The sequence below is a fragment of the Streptomyces sp. NBC_00019 genome, assembly GCF_045041015.1.
Classification (GTDB): domain Bacteria; phylum Actinomycetota; class Actinomycetes; order Streptomycetales; family Streptomycetaceae; genus Streptomyces.
The window spans coordinates 3,271,519-3,288,617 of record NZ_CP108302.1; the positions used below are offsets into that span (position 1 = coordinate 3,271,519).

Below are 17,099 nucleotides of genomic sequence, written 5' to 3' on the forward strand. Positions count from 1 at the left end.
GTGCCCCCGCCCGCCTCCCTCGGCCAGACTGGCTGCCATGGACATCGAGACGCAGCGCGACGTCGGTCGCACAGGGGCAAAAGGCATGGGGCGGGCGGCGGTTCGGGGGTTGGGGCTGGCGCTGGTGGCGCTGCCGGGGGCCGTGCTCTGTTTCACGCTCTCCCTGGTGTCCTTCGCACTGATCCCGATCGGGGTCGGGATCGTCACCACACCGTGGGTGCTGACCGGCGTACGGGCGTTCGCGGACTGGCGGCGGGTGCTCGCCGCCGAGTGGGGCGGGGTGCGGATCCCGTCGGCGTACCGGCCGATCCCCAAGGACGCCAACCCGTGGACGCGCACCTTCGGCATGCTGCGGGACCCGGCGACCTGGCGGGACTTCCGGTGGCTGCCGGTCGACATGACGGCGGGCTTCGTCACCGCGCTGCTGCCGGCCGTGCTCGTGCTCTACCCGCTGGAGGGGTTCGCGCTGGCGGCGGGGCTGTGGCGGGTGTTCCCCGACGGGTACTGGTACGGGTTCGTCCCCGTCACCGGTCAGGCCTCGGCGCTGGCCGCCGCCGCCCTCGGGCTCGTCATCCTCTTCTTCGGCCACTTCTTCGCACCCCGGGCGCTCCAGGTGCACTTCCGGCTCACCAAGGCCGTTCTCGGTGCCGGCCAGGGTGAACTCGCCGAGCGGGTGCGGGTGCTGACCGAGACGCGGCGCGATGCCGTGGACACCTCCGCCGCCGAACTGCGGCGCATCGAGCGGGATCTGCACGACGGGGCGCAGGCCCGGCTGGTCGCCATGGGCATGGACCTGGGCACCATCGAGATGCTCCTCGACAAGGACCCTGAGAAAGCCAAGGAGTTGCTCGCGCAGACCCGCAAGTCCTCCGTCGACGCCCTGGCCGAACTGCGCGACCTGGTCCGCGGAATCCATCCGCCGGTGCTGGCCGAGCGCGGACTCGGGGACGCCGTGAAGGCGTTGGCTCTCCGGCTGCCGCTGCCCTCCGAGGTGACGGTGGAGCTGCCCGGGCGGGCGGACGCGCCGGTCGAGGCGGCGGCGTACTTCGCGATCAGCGAGGTGCTCACCAACGCCGTGAAGCACTCCGGCGCCGACCGGCTCTGGATCGACCTGCACCACACCGAGGGCATGCTGCGGATCACCGTCACCGACGACGGCAAGGGCGGCGCGGCGATCGGGGCGGGCTCGGGTCTGGCCGGGGTCGAGCGCCGGCTGGGTACATTCGACGGCGTCCTGGCCGTCAGCAGCCCCGCGGGCGGTCCCACCATGGTGACCATGGAGATCCCTTGCGTGTTGTCCTAGCCGAAGACCTGTTCCTCCTGCGCGACGGACTGGTCCGGCTGCTGGAAGCCCACGACTTCGAGATCGCCGCGGCCGTCGAGTCCGGCCCCGAGCTCGCCCGCGCGCTGGCCGAGCTGGAGCCGGACGTCGCCGTGGTCGACGTACGGCTGCCTCCCACGCACACCGACGAGGGCCTGCAGTGTGCGCTCGACGCCCGCCGGGCGCGGCCCGGGCTTCCCGTGCTGGTGCTGTCGCAGCACGTGGAGCAGCTGTACGCGCGCGAGCTGCTGGCCGACGGCACCGGCGCGGTGGGGTATCTGCTGAAGGACCGGGTGTTCGACGCGGCGCAGTTCGTGGACGCCGTGCACCGGGTGGCGGCGGGCGGCACCGCGATGGACCCACAGGTCATCCAGCAGTTGCTGTCCCGGCGGGCCGCCGCGGACCAGCCGCTGGGCCGGCTGACCCCGCGGGAGCTGGAGGTGCTGGAGCTGATGGCGCAGGGCCGGTCCAACGCGGCGATCGCGGGACAGCTCGTCGTCACAGAACGGGCCATTGCCAAGCACACCTCCAACATCTTCACCAAACTGGACCTCGAGGTGTCGGACGACGACAATCGACGCGTTCTGGCGGTCCTCGCCTATCTGGACCAGGGCCGGTGAACGGTTGCTGATTTTCTGTAACTTCCGCTGTTCAGGCGATTGTTGAGGCCGGGCAGCCGAGTAATCCTCTGATTTGTTTGTGAGGCGACTGAACACCCCTGGGGCCACGTGCGTATGGAACGACGCCGCTTCACTCCTGTCGGGCGACTCGACGCCCCGCAAGGAAGTCAGAGGAGTTCCATGGGACGCAACATTCGCAAACGCCGTACGTCGATGACCACCAAGGTCGTGGCCGGGTCGGCAGCCCTAGCGCTCGGTGGGGGCGGGCTTGTATGGGCGAACTTCTATGCCTCGGCGCATGAGTCGGGGTCCGGTCAGAACCAGGTGAAGGCCGCCGGGGCACAGATCGCCACGATCCAGTGCCCGGACGTCGGTCAGAAGCTGACGAACGTCCCGAACGGGGCCCGGTCCGGCGTGAGCACGGAGCTGGCGAACCTGGACAAGCAGATCACCGAGGCGTACGCCCGCCTCGCCTCCACGCGCCAAGCACAGACGAACGACTCGGGATTCGTCCAGAACGCGATCCTCGGCCCGCTCAAGGACAAGCGGACCGCGGCTCTGGACCGGATCCGGATCAACATCCAGCGCGCCGGCGGTGCCAACCCCGACCTGGGCCAGTTCGCCGGATGCACCGGAGTGCCGGCCGAGCAGCCGCAGACCAACGACGGCGAGGCCGGCCAGGACGGCGGTCAGCAGCAGGACGGCGGTCAGCAGCAGGGCGACGGCCAGCAGCAGGGCGACGGGCAGGACCAGGGCCAGGATCAGGGTCAGGACCAGGGCAACGGCCAGCAGAACGGCCAGGGAGGCAACGGCCCGGCGGCCGACGACTTCGTGGACATCACGCAGGTCCAGGCCAACGCCCAGCTGGGTGTGGGCGCCAACGGACTCGCGGCGAACGGCCGGTCGGGTTCGCGAGGCACCTTCACCACCAAGTGCGGCACCAACGGGAACGACAACCACAACACGGACAACGTGATCGTGGCGCCCGGTGTCTCCAACGGTGCTCACCACCTGCACGACTACGTCGGCAACCAGAGCAACGACGCGTTCGCGAGCGACCAGGAGCTGGCGGCGGCTCAGACCAGCTGCCAGAACCAGGGCGACAAGTCGTCGTACTTCTGGCCGGTGCTGCGACTGCAGGACGGTTCGCAGGACTTCGACCAGAACGCGGCCGGCGGTGGCACCGAGGGCAACGTGGGCAAGATCCTCCAGCCCGCGCAGGCGCAGCTGAAGTTCGTCGGCAACAAGAAGGGCAACGTCGTCGCGATGCCGACGGCCCTGCGCATCATCACCGGTGACGCCAAGGCGTTCGTCAACGGCAACGCCAACGCCAACGTGAACTGGAGCTGCACAGGCTTCGAGAACAAGGTCCAGCTCGAGGACAAGTACCCGATCTGCCCGCAGGGCAGCCAGGTGGTGCGCACGACCAACTTCCAGAGCTGCTGGGACGGTCAGAACATCGACAGCGCCAACCACCGCACCCACGTGGCATTCGCTCAGGCCGACGGCACCTGCGCGAACAACTTCAAGGCGATCCCGCAGCTCCAGGTCCGGCTGGTCTACAACGTTCCGGCCCCGACCATCGAGAACGGGACGGTCGTGAACCCGTACGCGGTGGACTCCTTCCCGGAGAACCTGCACAAGCCGATCACCGACCACAACGACTTCATCAACTTCTTCTCCGCGAACACGATGAACAAGCTGGTCAAGTGCATCAACACCGGCCAGAAGTGCCAGTGAGCTAGCGCATGAGAGAGCCGGCGGTGGGATTTCCCACCGCCGGCTCTCTCATGCTCAGTGACTACCGGAGTGCACGGTGTGGTCCTGGCCCTCCTCGATGTCGCCGCCGAGCGTGGCGCGCAGGGTGGTCACCGTCTTGGTCTCGCCGACGGCGATCCACTTGCGGCCGACGAGGTAGTGACCGCCGTAGTCCTTGGCCCCGTTGATCCACTCGCGCTGGCCGCGGTCGGTGGCGAAGGTGGCCAGGATGAACTTGCCGTCGGCGTCGCTCTTGCGGCACGAGGCCTGGCGGATCTCGTCGGCGTCGATCTGGATGGTCGGATCGCAGCCCACCTCGGCGGCCAGGTGCTCGAGGCTGCCGGTCGCCGTCTCCGGTACCGCGGCCTTGTCGTCGTCGCCACCGGAGCCGCAGCCGGTCAGTACAAGAGCCGCCGCGGCAACCGCGAGCATCGATCGGGTCAACCTCATCTGTTCCTCCGGAACCTTCCCATGGGCCTGGGTGCCCGTCCCCTTCCATACGGCTGTGGGGCAAGGTGTGCTCAAATCCGCTGTCTCCGTGGGCACACCCGTGCGACAGTGTGCCGGTGAACGAGGACTGGGAACAGCAGATCACGGCCGTCTGGGCCACTTTCGACGAGTATCCCGAGGATCGGGCCGCCGATTTCCGGGCGGTGATCGACGCCCTGGTCGCCGAGCTTCCCGACGGCAGCGCGGAGGGCCCCTTCGAGCGGGCCTGCGCCTGGGACTCGACCGGGCACTCCGACAAGGCGGCCCCGCTGTACCGCGAGGCGCTGGCGCTGGGTCTGAGCGGCTACAAGGGCCGCCGTGCCAAGATCCAGCTGTCCAGCTCGCTGCGGAACATCGGACAGGCCGAAGAGGGCGTCAAGCTGCTGACGCCCGAACTCGACGCCCCTTCGGACGAGTTGGACGACGCCGTACGAGCGTGTCTGGCACTGTGCCTGTCCAGCCTCGGCCGGGACCGCGAGGGCCTCTCCCTCGTCCTGGGCGCGCTGGCCCCCCATCTGCCGCGCTACCAGCGGTCGATGGCCAACTACGCGCGGGCGCTGGTCGAGCCGGAGGACCCGTCGGGGAGCTGAGCCACCCGGACGGTGGTGACCAACCAACGATTCGCTCGTTCTGCTGAACGTGCAGTCACAGGATGTCGCCCCGCCCCCCGCACCCGCCTCCCCCGAGCCGTTCGTCGACGTCGAACAGGCCGAGGCCGCGCTCGTCGAGCACTACCCACGGCTCGTGCGGCTCGCCTATCTGGTGCTGCCGCCGAGTCTGGGCCGCAACCGGCGGGTCCTGACCGCGCACGCCCTCACCCAGCGCGCCCTGCCCCGGGGCCGTGCCTCCACGCCCGTCATCCCGGCCCAGTCGACCGGCCGCGACGGCGACCCCGGATACGCCCTCGTCCGTCTCCAGGTGCTGCGTACGGCGCTGGAGGCGGGCCTGCCACTGGCCCGCAAGGCGTGGCCCAAGCGCTCCCAGCTGCCGCCGCTGCTCCCCCAGGTGTGGGGCCTCAGGCTCTTCCCCCGCTCGGGCGGGGCCGATGAACTCGCCCTGGACCAGAAGCTGTCCGCGCTGTCCGGCCCGGCCCGCGCCGCCTACGTTCTGCGCGGCCTGGAGCGGCTCCCGGACGGCGATGTCCGCCGGGTGCTGACGGCGGCCGGTGTGGCGGAGCCGGACGAGTCGCTGGAGGAGGCCGACACCCTCCCGGCCCAGTACCCGCTCCTCGACTCCACCGAGTTCGACCCCTGCTCGCTCCAGGCCCGGCCCACCGACCTGATGCGACGCCGCCAGCACATGAAGGCCGCGCTCGCCGCCGCCGTGGCCGTCACCGTGTGCGGGGCACTGCTCGGGCTGCCCGGCGACGGCTGGGGCCCGGACGGCGCGGCCGCTCCGGCGTACGCGCAGAACCCGGCCGCCCAGGCCGCCCTCGACCCGGGCCGGGTGACGAGGGTCCCGGCCACCGCCTGGCAGGCCGCCTCGCGCAACGACTTCTCCGTGTGGCCCGCCCGCGGCGACCTCACCGACGACACCGCGCTGCTGCGCCGCGCCCTCGCCGTCTGGGCCCGCCCCGGCGAGACGGTACGGGTCTCCGCGACCCCCGGCACCCCGTCCGGCGGCCCCTCGGGACCGGCCCAGCTCCTGTACGCCGGGAACGTCGACAACGCGCGCGTGGTGATCCTCTACGACGGTCTGCGCATCGCCCGCTACGCCGAGCCGAAGGACGGCACGCAGGGCGCGGCCCTCGACTTCGCACGGGTCGACGGGGCGACGTCGGCCGAGGCGAGCGCGGTCGTGCTGGGCCGGGCCGACGGCAATGTCCGCTATCTCATGGCGCCCTGGGTGACGAAGGCCGCCGAGCGGGACCTTCTGAAGCCCTCCGCCGGCACGATGGCTCTCACCGTGACCGACGGGGTGACCTCGCCGCTGGCCGGCCCCGCACAGCAGACCGGCGGCTGCACGTCCTGGAACGTCCTCCAGCTGACCGACCGCAGCGGCACCCGTCTGATGAGCGACCTCGGCGAACTGGTCCCGGCCCGGCTCACCACCGGCCGCCCCGGCGCGCTCCACGAGGCGTCCGGCGCGGAGGCGCTGCGCACCTGGGCGCCGTACGCCTGCTCCCTGTCGGCGATGCGCTCGGCGGGCGTACGGACGGTGAACGCGTGGCCGTACGCCGAGCAGCGGCTGCCCGAGGCGAGCGGTGCCGCGGACTGGATGTGCACGCGCGCCGAGACCTGGCGTGGTGGCGGCACCCGTGTGCTGGCGCAGTTCCGCACACCGGGCGGGGCGTACGGGGCGGTCGCGGCGAAGGCCGAGAACGTCCCGGCGTGCGGACCGCGTGACCCGCATGTGCTGGCGGGTGTGCTGTGGAAGTCGGAGGCGGGCAACTGGTATCTGCTGGCGGCCGGCAGCAAGGACACGGCGTCGGTCGGTGCGACGGGTGCGGTCAGTGGCTCCGCCCGGGGCAACCTGCTGACCGTGAAGACGAAGGAAGGCGCGCAGGCCGGACTGAAGGGGACGCTGGAGGACGGGCGGTCGATCAACGGGCTGCGGTAGGCCGGGAGTGGGCCGGGTCAGGAACGGGCTTGCTGACACTGACGTAAACAAGAGTGTGCACGAGGGTTCCCGGAAGACTTACCCGTCAGTACATTGACGCCATGTCTAACACACCGGACCGGGCGCCGCTCAAGGCGCGGAAGGTGTCCTTCGCCTGGGAGGACACCCCGCTGCATTGGGTGCCCGGCGATCCCTTCACCACGCACACCATCAATGTGCTCCATCTTCTGCTGCCGGCCGGCGAGCGCTGGTTCGTGCACGTCTACAAGCAAGTGCTGCCGCTCATCCGGGACGAGCGGCTGCGCGAGGACGTCATCGGGTTCATCGGCCAGGAGGCCATGCACTCGCAGGCCCATGACGAGGTGCTGCCGCACCTGAAGGAGCTGGGCCTCGATCCGACGCCCTACACCGCGCAGATCGACTGGTTCTTCGAGAAGCTGCTCGGCGACCGGACCCTGCCGCCGGGCAAGGCGCGCAAGTGGTGGCTCCTGGAGCGTGTGGCCCTCATCGCGGCCATCGAGCACTACACCGCCTTCCTCGGCAACTGGGTACTGAACGCCGAGGAGTTGGACCGGCGAGGCGCCGACCCGACCATGCTGGACCTGCTGCGCTGGCACGGCGCCGAGGAGGTCGAGCACCGCTCGGTCGCCTTCGACCTCTTCCAGCACGTGGACGGCAGCTACCGGCGCCGGGTACGCACCTGGGCCACGGCGTTCACGACACTGGTGTTCCTGTGGCAGCGCGGGGCCCGCTTCTTCATGGAGAACGACCCGACGCTGACCGACGGCAGGGCGAGCTTCAAGGACTTCCACGTCCGGGGGCGGCGCGGTGTGCTGCCCGGAACCGGCGACATGCTCAGGTCGATACCGCGCTATCTGAGCCGCGCCTACCACCCCTCCCAGGAGGGGTGCACCGAGCAGGCCGTCGCCTATCTGGCCTCCTCCCCCGCCGCCGTCGCGGCCCTCACGGCCGAGAAGGGGGCCACGTGATGCCGAAGCCGCTGACCGTCGCGCTCGTCTCTGGGGCCGCGCTCCTCACCCGCCGGGCGATGCGCCGCCGTATCCAGGCCTCGCCGCTGTGGCCGATGCCCGCGCTGGACGAGCCGGTCTCCGGGCGGCCCCGGTCGCGGGCGCTGCGGCTGCTGGTGGCCTCGCGCGAGGAGGCCGCCGACGGGGTCGTACAACTGCGCCTGGAGGGAAGGGACTTGCCGCGCTGGGAGCCCGGCGCGCATCTGGACCTCGTCCTGCCGTCGGGCCTTGTCCGGCAGTACTCGCTGTGCGGGGACCCGGCGGACACCTCGTCGTACACCGTGGCGACCCGGCTGGTGGCGGACGGGCGGGGCGGCTCGCGCGAGGTGCACGAGCAGGTGGCCGAGGGCATGGAGCTGGAGGTGCGGGGGCCGCGCAACCGTTTCCCGCTCGTCGAGGCGTCCTCGTACGTCTTCGTCGCGGGCGGTATCGGGATCACACCGATCCTGCCGATGCTGAGGGCGCTGCCGGACGGGGCGGAGTGGCGGTTGCTGTACTGCGGGCGGTCACGGGAGTCGATGCCGTTCGTGGCGGAGCTCGAGGAGCTGGACCAGGTGACCGTCGTCGCCGGTGCGCCCGAACTCGGCGCGCTGGAGGTGCCCGAGGGGGCCGCCGTCTACTGCTGCGGCCCCGAAGGGCTCATGGCGGCGGTCGAGGAGCGGTTCCCGCAGGTGCGCCTGGAGCGGTTCACGGCCCGCGCCACCGCGCCGGGCGCCGCGTTCGAGGTCGAACTCCGGCGCAGCGGGCGGACGTTGACGGTCCCGGCGGACTCCTCCGTACTGGCCGCCGTGCGCCGGGAACTGCCGAACACGCTCTACTCCTGCGAGCAGGGTTTCTGCGGGACCTGCCAACAGCGGGTGCTGGAGGGCGAGGTGGACCACCGGGACGAGCTGCTGACGGACGCGGAGCGCGGGGACTCGATGCTGATCTGCGTTTCGCGAGCGCGAAGTGAGCGACTTGTGCTGGATATGTGAACACCCGTGTCCGGACCGGGCCGTTCCGGGCCGGATCCGATCGGTAAGGTGTTCGCATGACTACCGGGGTACGGCGAAGAATGGGAGTCGAGGAGCGGCGGCAGCAGCTGATCGGCGTTGCCCTCGAACTGTTCAGCCAACGCTCGCCCGACGATGTCTCCATCGACGAGATAGCGACCGCGGCAGGCATCTCCCGCCCGCTGGTCTACCACTACTTCCCCGGCAAACTCAGCCTCTACGAGGCCGCGTTGAAGCGTGCGGCCGACGATCTGGCGGACCGGTTCGTCGAGGCGCGGGAAGGGCCGCTGGGCACGCGGCTGCTGCGGGTGATGCGCCGGTACTTCGACTTCGTGGACGACCACGGGCCCGGTTTCGCGGCGCTGATGCGGGGCGGCCCGGCCGTCGGCTCCTCGACGACCAACGCGCTCATCGACTCCGTACGGCAGGCCGCGTATGACCAGATCCTTTCGCATCTGCGGGTGGAGAACCCGCCCGCGCGGCTGGAACTGGTCATCCGCTCCTGGATCTCGCTCGCCGAGTCGACCGCGCTGATCTGGCTGGACGGCCGACGGATCCCGCGCGACGAGCTGGAGGTGCAGCTCGTGCACGACTTCGCGGCACTGGCCGCGGTGAGCGCGGCCCACGACGAGGAGATGGCCGCGCTGCTGCGCCATATGCTCAGGGACGAGCCGAACGACGGCCCCTTCACCGACCTGGCGGCCCGGCTGATCGCGCTGGCGTCCTAGAGCACGGCCTTGGTGTAGGAGACGTCCAGGTCGCGTACCTCGGCGGAGAGGTGCACGGTGAGGCCGTCCTCGGGCCCGACGTGCTTGCGCAGCAGTTCCACGACGGCCTCGGTGAGCTTCGCCTTGGTCTCGTCCGACCGTCCGGCGAGCAGGGCGATCGTGACGTTCACGATCGCGTGGTTCCTGTTCTCGTCGCCGACCGCCTCGTCCTCGGTGCGCAGCACCCGGGTCTTGCACGCCTCAAGCTTCGCGGCCGCCGTCTCGACGACCACCGGGTGCAGCGCCAGGGCGAACTCCTCCCAGTCGACATGGTCGAGATGCGGGGAGCGTTCGACGGTGATCTGCGGCATGAGGACTCCTGTTCTAGGTCGACCAGGGCACCCTAACCGTCGTACAGGAGCCCTCACAGGGCCGTCTCACCCCAGCCGCAGCGCCAGCATCGCGATGTCGTCCTCCCGGTCATGGCCGAAGGAGGCCAGAAGGGTGTCGCACAGGGCGTCCAGGCCGGGCAGGGAGCCGGCGGCGGCCGCGCGGAGGTGCTCCATCGAGGCCGAGAGGTCGGTACCCCGGGTCTCGATCAGGCCGTCGGTGACCATGAGGAGCCGGTCGGTGGGTTCGAGGAAGAGCTCGGTGGTCGGCGGGTGGGGCAGCCCGACACCGAGCAGCGGACCGGCCGCCTTGACGTAGTCGGCACTGCCGGTGTCCCGGACGATCAGCGGGGGTATGTGTCCCGCGTTGGCGATACGGGCGCGCCCGGTGCCGGGGTCGATCAGGGCCAGACAGACCGTGGCCGTGAGGTCGGGGTGGTAGCGCTGGAGCAACCGGTCGAGGCGCTCCGCGAGCACGGCCGGGTCGCTGTCCTCGACGGCGTAGGCGCGCAGCGCGTGCCGGAGCTCCACCATGACGGTCGCCGCGTCCAGCGAGTGCCCGACGACGTCGCCGACCGCGGTGAGCACACCCTCGTCGGTACGCAGCGCCGCGTAGAAGTCGCCGCCGATCTCGGTCTCCGGGGACGCGGGCACATAGCGGGCCACGACGTCCATGCCCGGCAGCTCGGGCAGCCGGTGCGGCTGGGGCAGGAAGCTGTGCTGGAGCGTGAGGGCGACATGCCGCTCCACCTGGTACATGAGCAGCGGTTCCGCGGCGAACGCGGTGGCCTGGGTCAGCTGGGCGAGCAGGCTCTCGCGCTCGGGGCCCAGCCGCCGCATCCCGCGCGCGGGCGCGGCCAGGCACACCGTGGCCCTGCCGTCCTGGGTACGGACGAGCGCCAGCCGGGCGTCGTGCTCCACGCCCGGCCGGAAGTACCCGGCCGGCCACAGCGGCGAGGGCACCGTCGTGAGCTGCACGCCGACGGCCTGTCCCCGGGTGAGGCGCTGGAGCAGAGCGGCCACCGCCCGGTCGGCCCCCTCGTCCGGCAGGGCGACGGGAACGCGGTCCCGGGACAGGCCCCGGTACAGCCGCTCGTCCTGGTCCAGGACGAAGACGGCGGCGGGGGTGCCGGTGACCCGCGAGATGCCCTCGGCGGCCGCGTCGGTGAGTTCCGGCAGGGAGCGCGCCGCCTGGATGGTGACGATCGTCTCCGACAGCAGTGTCAGCCGTCGTACCAGCGCCCGGTCGTCGGCCCGCACCTGAGCGTTGCGCACGGCGGCCCGCACCACGGCCTCGATCTCCAGGGGCTCGGCGGGCACCTTCAGATAGGCCTCGAATCCCGCGTCCAGGCCCTCGCAGCAGTCGACCGGCGCCACGTTGGCCGCCGAGAAGTGCACGACGGGCAGCCCCGCCGTGTGCGGCCGCTCCTTGAAGAGACGGCACAGTTCGAAGCCGCTCATGTCCGGCAGGCCCACGTCGACGAGGGCCACGTCCGGCAGGGTGCCCTTGCGCAGCCGATCGTCGAGTTCGGCGAGCGCCTCGTGACCTGTGGCGACCGGAACGACCCGGTGGCCCGCGCGGCTCAGCAGGGTGCCCATGGCGTACCGGCTTGCCTCCGCATCGTCCACGACCATCACGGTCGTGCCTGTCAGGTCTCCGTTGACGTCCATGTGTTCAGCCCTTGGACAGCCCGATGGGGCAGACCCGGATCCGGGTCTGCCCCACCACGGTAATGCCGTTGTCAGGACTTGCGGGAGAATACGGCCACAGTCCGTCCCGGAACGGCGAAGGTGCCCGAAACCCGCTCGTAGGACGATGCCCTGACGGTAGAGTCCGCGCCCGCCGCCTGAACCTCGTGCAGCGCGTACGCCGTGCCGGCCAGGGCGGCCACCCGCTGCTCCTGGGCCTGCGGCGTCGCGTTGAACACCACGACGAGGTCACCGAGTTCCATGGTGATCACACCCGGCGTCTCCTCCTTGCCCGACAGCGGGAAGGACAGCTTCGACTGCACCTGCGCGGCCGTGCCGAGGGAGAACACGCTCTCCGTCGAACGGATCCTCAGCAGGTCCTGGTACGCCGCCGAGGTCCCCTCGATCTGCGGGCAGCCCACCTTCACCGCACCCAACAGGGGCTTGGCGAAGGGCCACTTGGACTCGTTGTCGGCCGCCATCGGCAGCCCGCGTCCGAAGCCGTTGCCGTCCTCGCAGCTCCAGTGGATGGCGTTGAACCAGTCGCCGCTGTCGTAGGAGTTGCGGTCCAGGGACTTGGAGCGCAGCAGGTCGGTGCCCGCCTGCGAGAGCGACGGGCCCTGCGAGAGGGTCGCGGTCGCCATGGCGAGGACCTGCATCCGGGCGCGGTCGTCCGCACCGGTCGTGGCGGGCAGCTTGTACGTCAGCGCGTCGAACAGCGACTCGTTGTCGTGCGCGTCGGCGTAGGCGAGGGCGTCGCCCGGCGCGTCCGCGTAACCGGCGGGCTGACCGTTGTAGTCGACCTCGGCGCCGGTGACCTCCTTGCCGTCGGTGTCGGTGAACGTGTACTGCGCGAGGCTGCCGCTCAGCCCGACCTTGATGAGGTCCTGGTAGTGCAGCAGACGGGCCTTCTGCTCGGTCGTGGTGCCGTTGCCCTCCGAGGAGTTGGGGTCGGTGTAGAGCCCGGACGCGAAGCCCTGGACGCCGGGGTCCTCGTCGAAGGGGCCGCCGCCGCGCACCGCGTCACGGGCCCGGTCGGAGAAGGTGGCGATGCCGGTTCCGGCCATGTTCTTCTGGGTGGCCTGCACGAAGCGGGCGTCGTCGGCGACCTCGCCGAAGTTCCAGCCCTCGCCGTACAGGATGATCTTCTTGCCGTCGACGCCGTCCTTGGCGAGGGTCAGCCCGTCCAGGGCCTTGCGGACCGCCAGGATGTTGGCCTTCGGGTGGTGGCCCATGAGGTCGAAGCGGAAGCCGTCGACCTTGTACTCCTTGGCCCAGGTGACGATCGAGTCGACGACCAGCTTGCCCATCATGGCGTTCTCGGGCGCCGTGTTGGCGCAGCAGGTGCTGTTGGCGACCGAGCCGTCGGCGAGGAGCCGCTGGTAGTAGCCGGGGACGAGCTTGTCGAGGACGCTGGTGTCGGCCTGCCCGCCGGCCGCCGTGTGGTTGTAGACGACGTCCATGACGACCCGCAGGCCGTCCTCGTTCAGGGACTTGACCATCTCGCGGAACTCGACCGTGCGCCCGGTGCCGTCGGGGTCGGTGGCGTAGGAGCCCTCGGGGACCGTGTAGTGGTACGGGTCGTAGCCCCAGTTGTAGGCGTCCTTCGCGGCTGCCTTCGCCACACACTCCTGCTGTTTGTCGGAGTCGGCCGCGTAGGAGGCCAGGTCGCAGTCGGGGGTCGTCTGGTCGGACTTCTTCTCGGGGATGGTGGCGATGTCGAACGCCGGGAGGAGATGGACGTAGGAGGTGCCCGACTTCGCGAGCTCCTTCAGGTGCTTGGAGCCGTCGCTGTTCTTGTCGGTGAAGGCGAGGTACGTACCCGGGTCACCGGCCGTCTTGTCCGCGACGGAGAAGTCCCGGATGTGCAGCTCCTGGATCTGGGCGTCCTTGAGCGGGGTGGCCTTCGGCTTGGTGTACGTCGACCAGCCGCTCGGGGCGAGGGACTTGTCGGCCAGGTCGACGACGAGGCTGCGCTCCGAGTCCGCGGTCAGGGCGACCGAGTAGGGGTCGGTGACCTTGTTGGTGACGACCTTCTGGACACTGGGCGCCCAGACCTTCACGACGTACCGGTACTCCTTGCCCTTCCAGGACTTGGGGCCGGTGGCGGACCAGACGCCGGTGGCGGTGTCGCGCCTCATTTTCACCGTGGAGCCGTCGAGCTCCAGTGCGACGCTCTGCGCGGTCGGCGCCCAGACGGACAGCGTCGGACGGCCGCTCCTGTCGAACATCGGGCCGAGGTCGGCCTTGGTCGCGGCCGGATGGAGATCGTCGAGCACGCCGGCGATCTGCACGCCGGTGGCCGCGAGCACGGCACCGCTGACGGCCCGCTGGGAGGCGACGAGCTGGCCCTTGAGGGCCTCGCGCACCCGGTCGCGGTCACGCGGGTCGACGGACCAGGCGGTGTAGTCCTTCAGGTGCGGGAACTTCTCCTTCTGGGCGTCGGTGAGAGTGGTCTTCGACAGACGGAGCCAGCGTTCGTCGTCGCTGGTCAGCGCGCCGTCCTTGGCCGCGATCGAGCCGTCGCGGCTGTACAGCAGCTGGGTGGAGACCGCGGCGTCGGAGCCGTTCCAGGCGACCGTGTTCCGGTCGATCCAGACCGCCTTGGAGGTGGTCAGGTCGAGGGCGGCCGCGGAGCCCGCGGGCTGCGGGAGCAGGTACTTCTCCTGGCCGTTCACCAGCCACACCTCGTGGCCGTTGGCCGTGAGGTCGAGCGACTGGTCGCTGGGCAGGTCCTTCTCGTCGCCCTTGTGCAGGATGTAGCTGAGGCTGGTGGCCCCGTCGGTGAGCGGTACCTCGTAGACCGCGCCATAGGCGTCAGTCTTCACCGGCTCGAGGGGCTTGGACCAGTCCGTGGGGCTCGCGGCGCCCGTCCAGACGTGCAGTCCCCAGCCGTCGTAGTTCCCGTCGGCCCGGTGGTAGTGCAGGACCGCCTTGGTCTTGTCCTGCGCGGGATAGTCGGGCCTCTCGGTGACGACGTCCGTCCTGCCCTGCTCGATCCAGACCTCGCCGGTCTTGGTGACGTCGATCGTGCGGTCGGCGGAGACGTCCTTGTTGCCGTCCTTGTCGATGACGAGGAAGCCGACACCGGAGGCACCCGGCTTCAACTTGACGTAGGCGAAGGCACCGTAGGCGTCACGGCCGACGAAGGGGTGGCTGTCCGGCCAGTTCGTGGCCTCGCCGTCGGCGATGTCGCCCCAGGCGTACAGGCCCCAGTTCGCGTAGTCGCCGTCGGTGCGCTTGTAGTGGACGATCGCGTAGTCGCGGGAGGAGGCGGTGGGGGTCTCCTCGGCGGGCGGGGTGCCGGTGGTGGAGGCCGCCGTGGTGCTCGCGGTGCGTCCGGCCGAGTCGATGACAACGGCCTTGTACCGCAGGGCCGTTCCGGCCGCCACGTCCTCCCCGATGACCTGCGTGACCTTGTACGGCGCGTGGTCGGCGGAGCCGAGCGTGCGCCACTTGCCGTTGCCGACCTGCGCGGCGAAGACGACCCGGTTGAGCTGTCCGCCGTCGACGCCGGCACTGATCTCGACCGTGCCGGTGGCGCCGGCGTCGGGAGCCTTGAGGGTCAGCGTCGGCGCGGTGGCGGGCTTGGCGGGCTTCCCGGCCGCCTTGAGGACGATCGCGGAGCCGGCGGGGACGGTGACGGTGATCTTCTTGTCGGCGTCGCTCTTGAGGGAGGCGTCACCGCCGTAGATCCCCTTGAACACCATCCCGGCCGAACCGGTCGCGAAGGTCGCCGACTTCGCCTCACCGGCGTTGTTGAAGGCGACGACGTACTCGGTGCCCGTCTTGGCGTCCGTGCGCGAGAAGGCGTAGACCCCGCTGCCGTCGGCCGCGTAGCGCTCGGTCTGGACGCCATCGGTGAGGGCGGGGTTGGCCTTGCGGAGCTTGGACAGCGCGGCGATCTGCCGGAACAGCGGCGCGCTCGTGTCATACGCGTCGCTCGCGTGCGTACGGTCGGTGCCGATCTCGTCGTCGTCGAGGTAGTCGGCCGTCTTCGAGGCGAACATGGTCTGGCGGGCGTCCTTGTCGCCGCCGGCGCCGGTGAAGCCCTGCTCGTCGCCGTAGTAGACGACCGGGTTGCCGCGGCTGAGGAACATCAGCTCGTTGGCGAGCTTGTCCTTGGCGAGGAGCTCGGCGTCGGTCGCCTTCGGGTTGTCCTGGTTCAGGAAGTACCCGATGCGGCCCATGTCGTGGTTGCCGAGGAAGGTGACCTGCTCGTACGCGTTGGCCTTGTCGGTCGTGTACTTGTAGTCGTCGCCGAAGACGGAGGCCAGCTTCTGCGCGCTGCCGCCCTGGGAGGCGTACTGCCGTGCCGCCTCCTGGAAGGGGAAGTCGAGCGTGGCGTCGAGGCGGCCCTGGGTGACGTACGGCGAGGTGATCGACGTGTCGGCGGAGTAGACCTCGCCGAACATGAAGAAGTCGTCGCGGCCGTGCTTGGCCGCGTAGGAGTCGAGGGCGGTGGCCCACTGGGTCCAGAACTCCAGGTTGACGTGTTTCACGGTGTCGATCCGGAAGCCGTCGATGTCGAAGTCGCGGACCCACTTCTCGTAAATCTTCTCCATGCCGCTGACGACCTCGGGACGCTCGGTCCACAGGTCGTCGAGGCCGGAGAAGTCGCCCTGGTCGGAGCTCTCACCGGCGAAGGTGGAGTCGCCGCGGTTGTGGTACATCGTCGGGTCGTTGAGCCACGACGGGACCTTGGTGGTCTTCTTCGCGGCGGTGACGGTCGGCGTACGCGCGAAGGAACCGGAACCGACCTCCGGAAAGTCGCCCGTTCCTGCGTAGTCGCTGTCGTCGAAGGGCTCGCCGTCCTTGGTCAGGTACGGGAACGCGCCCTTGGAGAGGTAGTCGTAGGACTTCTCCTCGTAGTCGACGACATCGGCCGTGTGGTTGGTGATGACGTCGAAGTAGACCTTCATGCCCTTGGCGTGGGCCTTGGAGATCAGGGTCTCCAGGTCCTTGTTGGTGCCGAAGTGCGGGTCGACCTGGGTGAAGTCCGTGATCCAGTACCCGTGGTAACCGGCGGAGGCGTCGCTCCCCGTCCCCTGCACGGGCTGGTTCTTGAAGATCGGGGCCATCCAGATGGAGGTGGTGCCCAGATCCTTGATGTAGTCGAGCTTCCTGGTCAGACCCTTGAGGTCGCCGCCCTGGTAGAAGCCCTTGTCGGTGGGGTCGTACCCGGTGGCGAGGCGGGTGCCCGTCAGCCCGCCCTTGTCGTTGCCGGTGTCGCCGTTGGCGAAGCGGTCCGGCAGGACGAAGTAGAACTGCTCGCGGGTGGAGTCGTGCCGGGCGGGCGCCGAGGCGAGCCTGGCGTCGGAGGGGGGCGGAGGCGGGGTGTCCGCCCGCGCCGCGAGGGGTTGGACGAGCGCTGCGGCCAGCGCGGTCACGGTGACCGCGGCGACCCGTCCGACATGGGCGGAACGACGCCTCGACGGCGACGGCCATCTCGGTATCACAGATGGACTCCTTGCGATTGCGGCGGCTCTACGTGGGTCCGACCCCGCGCGAAACGTATCGCCGCCGTAATGCTTACAGCAAGAGTCG

12 protein-coding genes are annotated in these 17,099 nt (G+C 70.2%); 8 read left to right on the forward strand and 4 right to left on the reverse strand.

The features are described from left to right. The first annotated feature begins 37 nt into the window (after positions 1–37). The 3 genes from OHU89_RS15635 (at position 38) to OHU89_RS15645 (ending at position 3,681) form a co-directional block, all read left to right on the forward strand. Positions 38–1,303 (forward strand): sensor histidine kinase, encoded by a 1,266-nt coding sequence (locus tag OHU89_RS15635; RefSeq protein ID WP_405643264.1) that lies wholly within the window; start codon positions 38–40, stop codon positions 1,301–1,303. After that, positions 1,288–1,941 carry a response regulator transcription factor gene (locus OHU89_RS15640; protein ID WP_266893382.1) on the forward strand — a complete coding sequence of 218 codons (654 nt, stop codon included), beginning with the start codon at positions 1,288–1,290 and terminating at the stop codon, positions 1,939–1,941. The genes OHU89_RS15635 and OHU89_RS15640 overlap by 16 nt, the downstream gene beginning before the upstream one ends. Positions 1,942–2,121: 180 nt before the next feature. Next, positions 2,122–3,681: a DUF1996 domain-containing protein gene (locus OHU89_RS15645; RefSeq protein WP_405643267.1), complete on the forward strand. Its 1,560-nt coding sequence runs from the start codon at positions 2,122–2,124 to the stop codon at positions 3,679–3,681. A 54-nt stretch (positions 3,682–3,735) separates the two neighbouring features. Here OHU89_RS15645 and OHU89_RS15650 read toward each other — a convergent pair whose 3' ends face one another. Then, complete coding sequence (locus tag OHU89_RS15650; protein ID WP_405643270.1) at positions 3,736–4,149, reverse strand: hypothetical protein; 414 nt, start codon at positions 4,147–4,149, stop codon at positions 3,736–3,738. A 116-nt stretch (positions 4,150–4,265) separates the two neighbouring features. On the opposite strand from OHU89_RS15650, the gene OHU89_RS15655 reads away from it, so the two are divergent. The 5 genes from OHU89_RS15655 to OHU89_RS15675 all read left to right on the forward strand — a co-directional run bounded on the left by OHU89_RS15655 (position 4,266) and on the right by OHU89_RS15675 (position 9,495). Beyond that, positions 4,266–4,778 carry a tetratricopeptide repeat protein gene (locus tag OHU89_RS15655; protein ID WP_405643273.1) on the forward strand — a complete coding sequence of 171 codons (513 nt, stop codon included), beginning with the start codon at positions 4,266–4,268 and terminating at the stop codon, positions 4,776–4,778. Between the two features lie 49 nt (positions 4,779–4,827). Next, on the forward strand, positions 4,828–6,747 hold the full coding sequence (locus OHU89_RS15660) for a hypothetical protein (RefSeq protein ID WP_405643276.1): 1,920 nt from the start codon (positions 4,828–4,830) through the stop codon (positions 6,745–6,747). 101 nt (positions 6,748–6,848) lie between these two features. Continuing rightward, the gene (locus OHU89_RS15665; protein WP_405643277.1) at positions 6,849–7,736 is read left to right on the forward strand and encodes a metal-dependent hydrolase; all 888 of its coding nucleotides are present in this window, start codon (positions 6,849–6,851) and stop codon (positions 7,734–7,736) included. Further along, on the forward strand, positions 7,736–8,749 hold the full coding sequence (locus tag OHU89_RS15670; protein ID WP_405643280.1) for a PDR/VanB family oxidoreductase: 1,014 nt from the start codon (positions 7,736–7,738) through the stop codon (positions 8,747–8,749). The genes OHU89_RS15665 and OHU89_RS15670 overlap by 1 nt, the downstream gene beginning before the upstream one ends. 56 nt (positions 8,750–8,805) lie before the next feature. After that, positions 8,806–9,495, forward strand: coding sequence for a TetR/AcrR family transcriptional regulator (locus tag OHU89_RS15675; protein ID WP_405643283.1), 690 nt, complete (start codon positions 8,806–8,808; stop codon positions 9,493–9,495). On the opposite strand, the gene OHU89_RS15680 is transcribed toward OHU89_RS15675, so the two are convergent. From OHU89_RS15680 to pulA, 3 genes are all read right to left on the reverse strand, one after another. Further along, positions 9,492–9,845, reverse strand: coding sequence for a 5-carboxymethyl-2-hydroxymuconate Delta-isomerase (locus tag OHU89_RS15680; protein ID WP_405643286.1), 354 nt, complete (start codon positions 9,843–9,845; stop codon positions 9,492–9,494). The genes OHU89_RS15675 and OHU89_RS15680 overlap by 4 nt on opposite strands. Positions 9,846–9,911: 66 nt before the next feature. Further along, positions 9,912–11,534: a SpoIIE family protein phosphatase gene (locus OHU89_RS15685; protein WP_405643288.1), complete on the reverse strand. Its 1,623-nt coding sequence runs from the start codon at positions 11,532–11,534 to the stop codon at positions 9,912–9,914. 71 nt (positions 11,535–11,605) lie between these two features. Then, the gene (gene pulA, locus OHU89_RS15690) at positions 11,606–17,011 is read right to left on the reverse strand and encodes a pullulanase-type alpha-1,6-glucosidase (RefSeq protein WP_405643290.1); all 5,406 of its coding nucleotides are present in this window, start codon (positions 17,009–17,011) and stop codon (positions 11,606–11,608) included. Positions 17,012–17,099: the final 88 nt, after the last annotated feature.

Coding starts and splice junctions, on each gene's coding strand:
- OHU89_RS15635 (WP_405643264.1), top strand. CDS start 38: ATGGACATCGAGACGCAGCGCGACGTCGGTCGCACAGGGGCAAAAGGC.
- OHU89_RS15645 (WP_405643267.1), top strand. CDS start 2,122: ATGGGACGCAACATTCGCAAACGCCGTACGTCGATGACCACCAAGGTC.
- OHU89_RS15650 (WP_405643270.1), bottom strand. CDS start 4,149: ATGAGGTTGACCCGATCGATGCTCGCGGTTGCCGCGGCGGCTCTTGTA.
- OHU89_RS15665 (WP_405643277.1), top strand. CDS start 6,849: ATGTCTAACACACCGGACCGGGCGCCGCTCAAGGCGCGGAAGGTGTCC.
- OHU89_RS15670 (WP_405643280.1), top strand. CDS start 7,736: ATGCCGAAGCCGCTGACCGTCGCGCTCGTCTCTGGGGCCGCGCTCCTC.
- OHU89_RS15675 (WP_405643283.1), top strand. CDS start 8,806: ATGACTACCGGGGTACGGCGAAGAATGGGAGTCGAGGAGCGGCGGCAG.
- OHU89_RS15680 (WP_405643286.1), bottom strand. CDS start 9,845: ATGCCGCAGATCACCGTCGAACGCTCCCCGCATCTCGACCATGTCGAC.
- OHU89_RS15685 (WP_405643288.1), bottom strand. CDS start 11,534: ATGGACGTCAACGGAGACCTGACAGGCACGACCGTGATGGTCGTGGAC.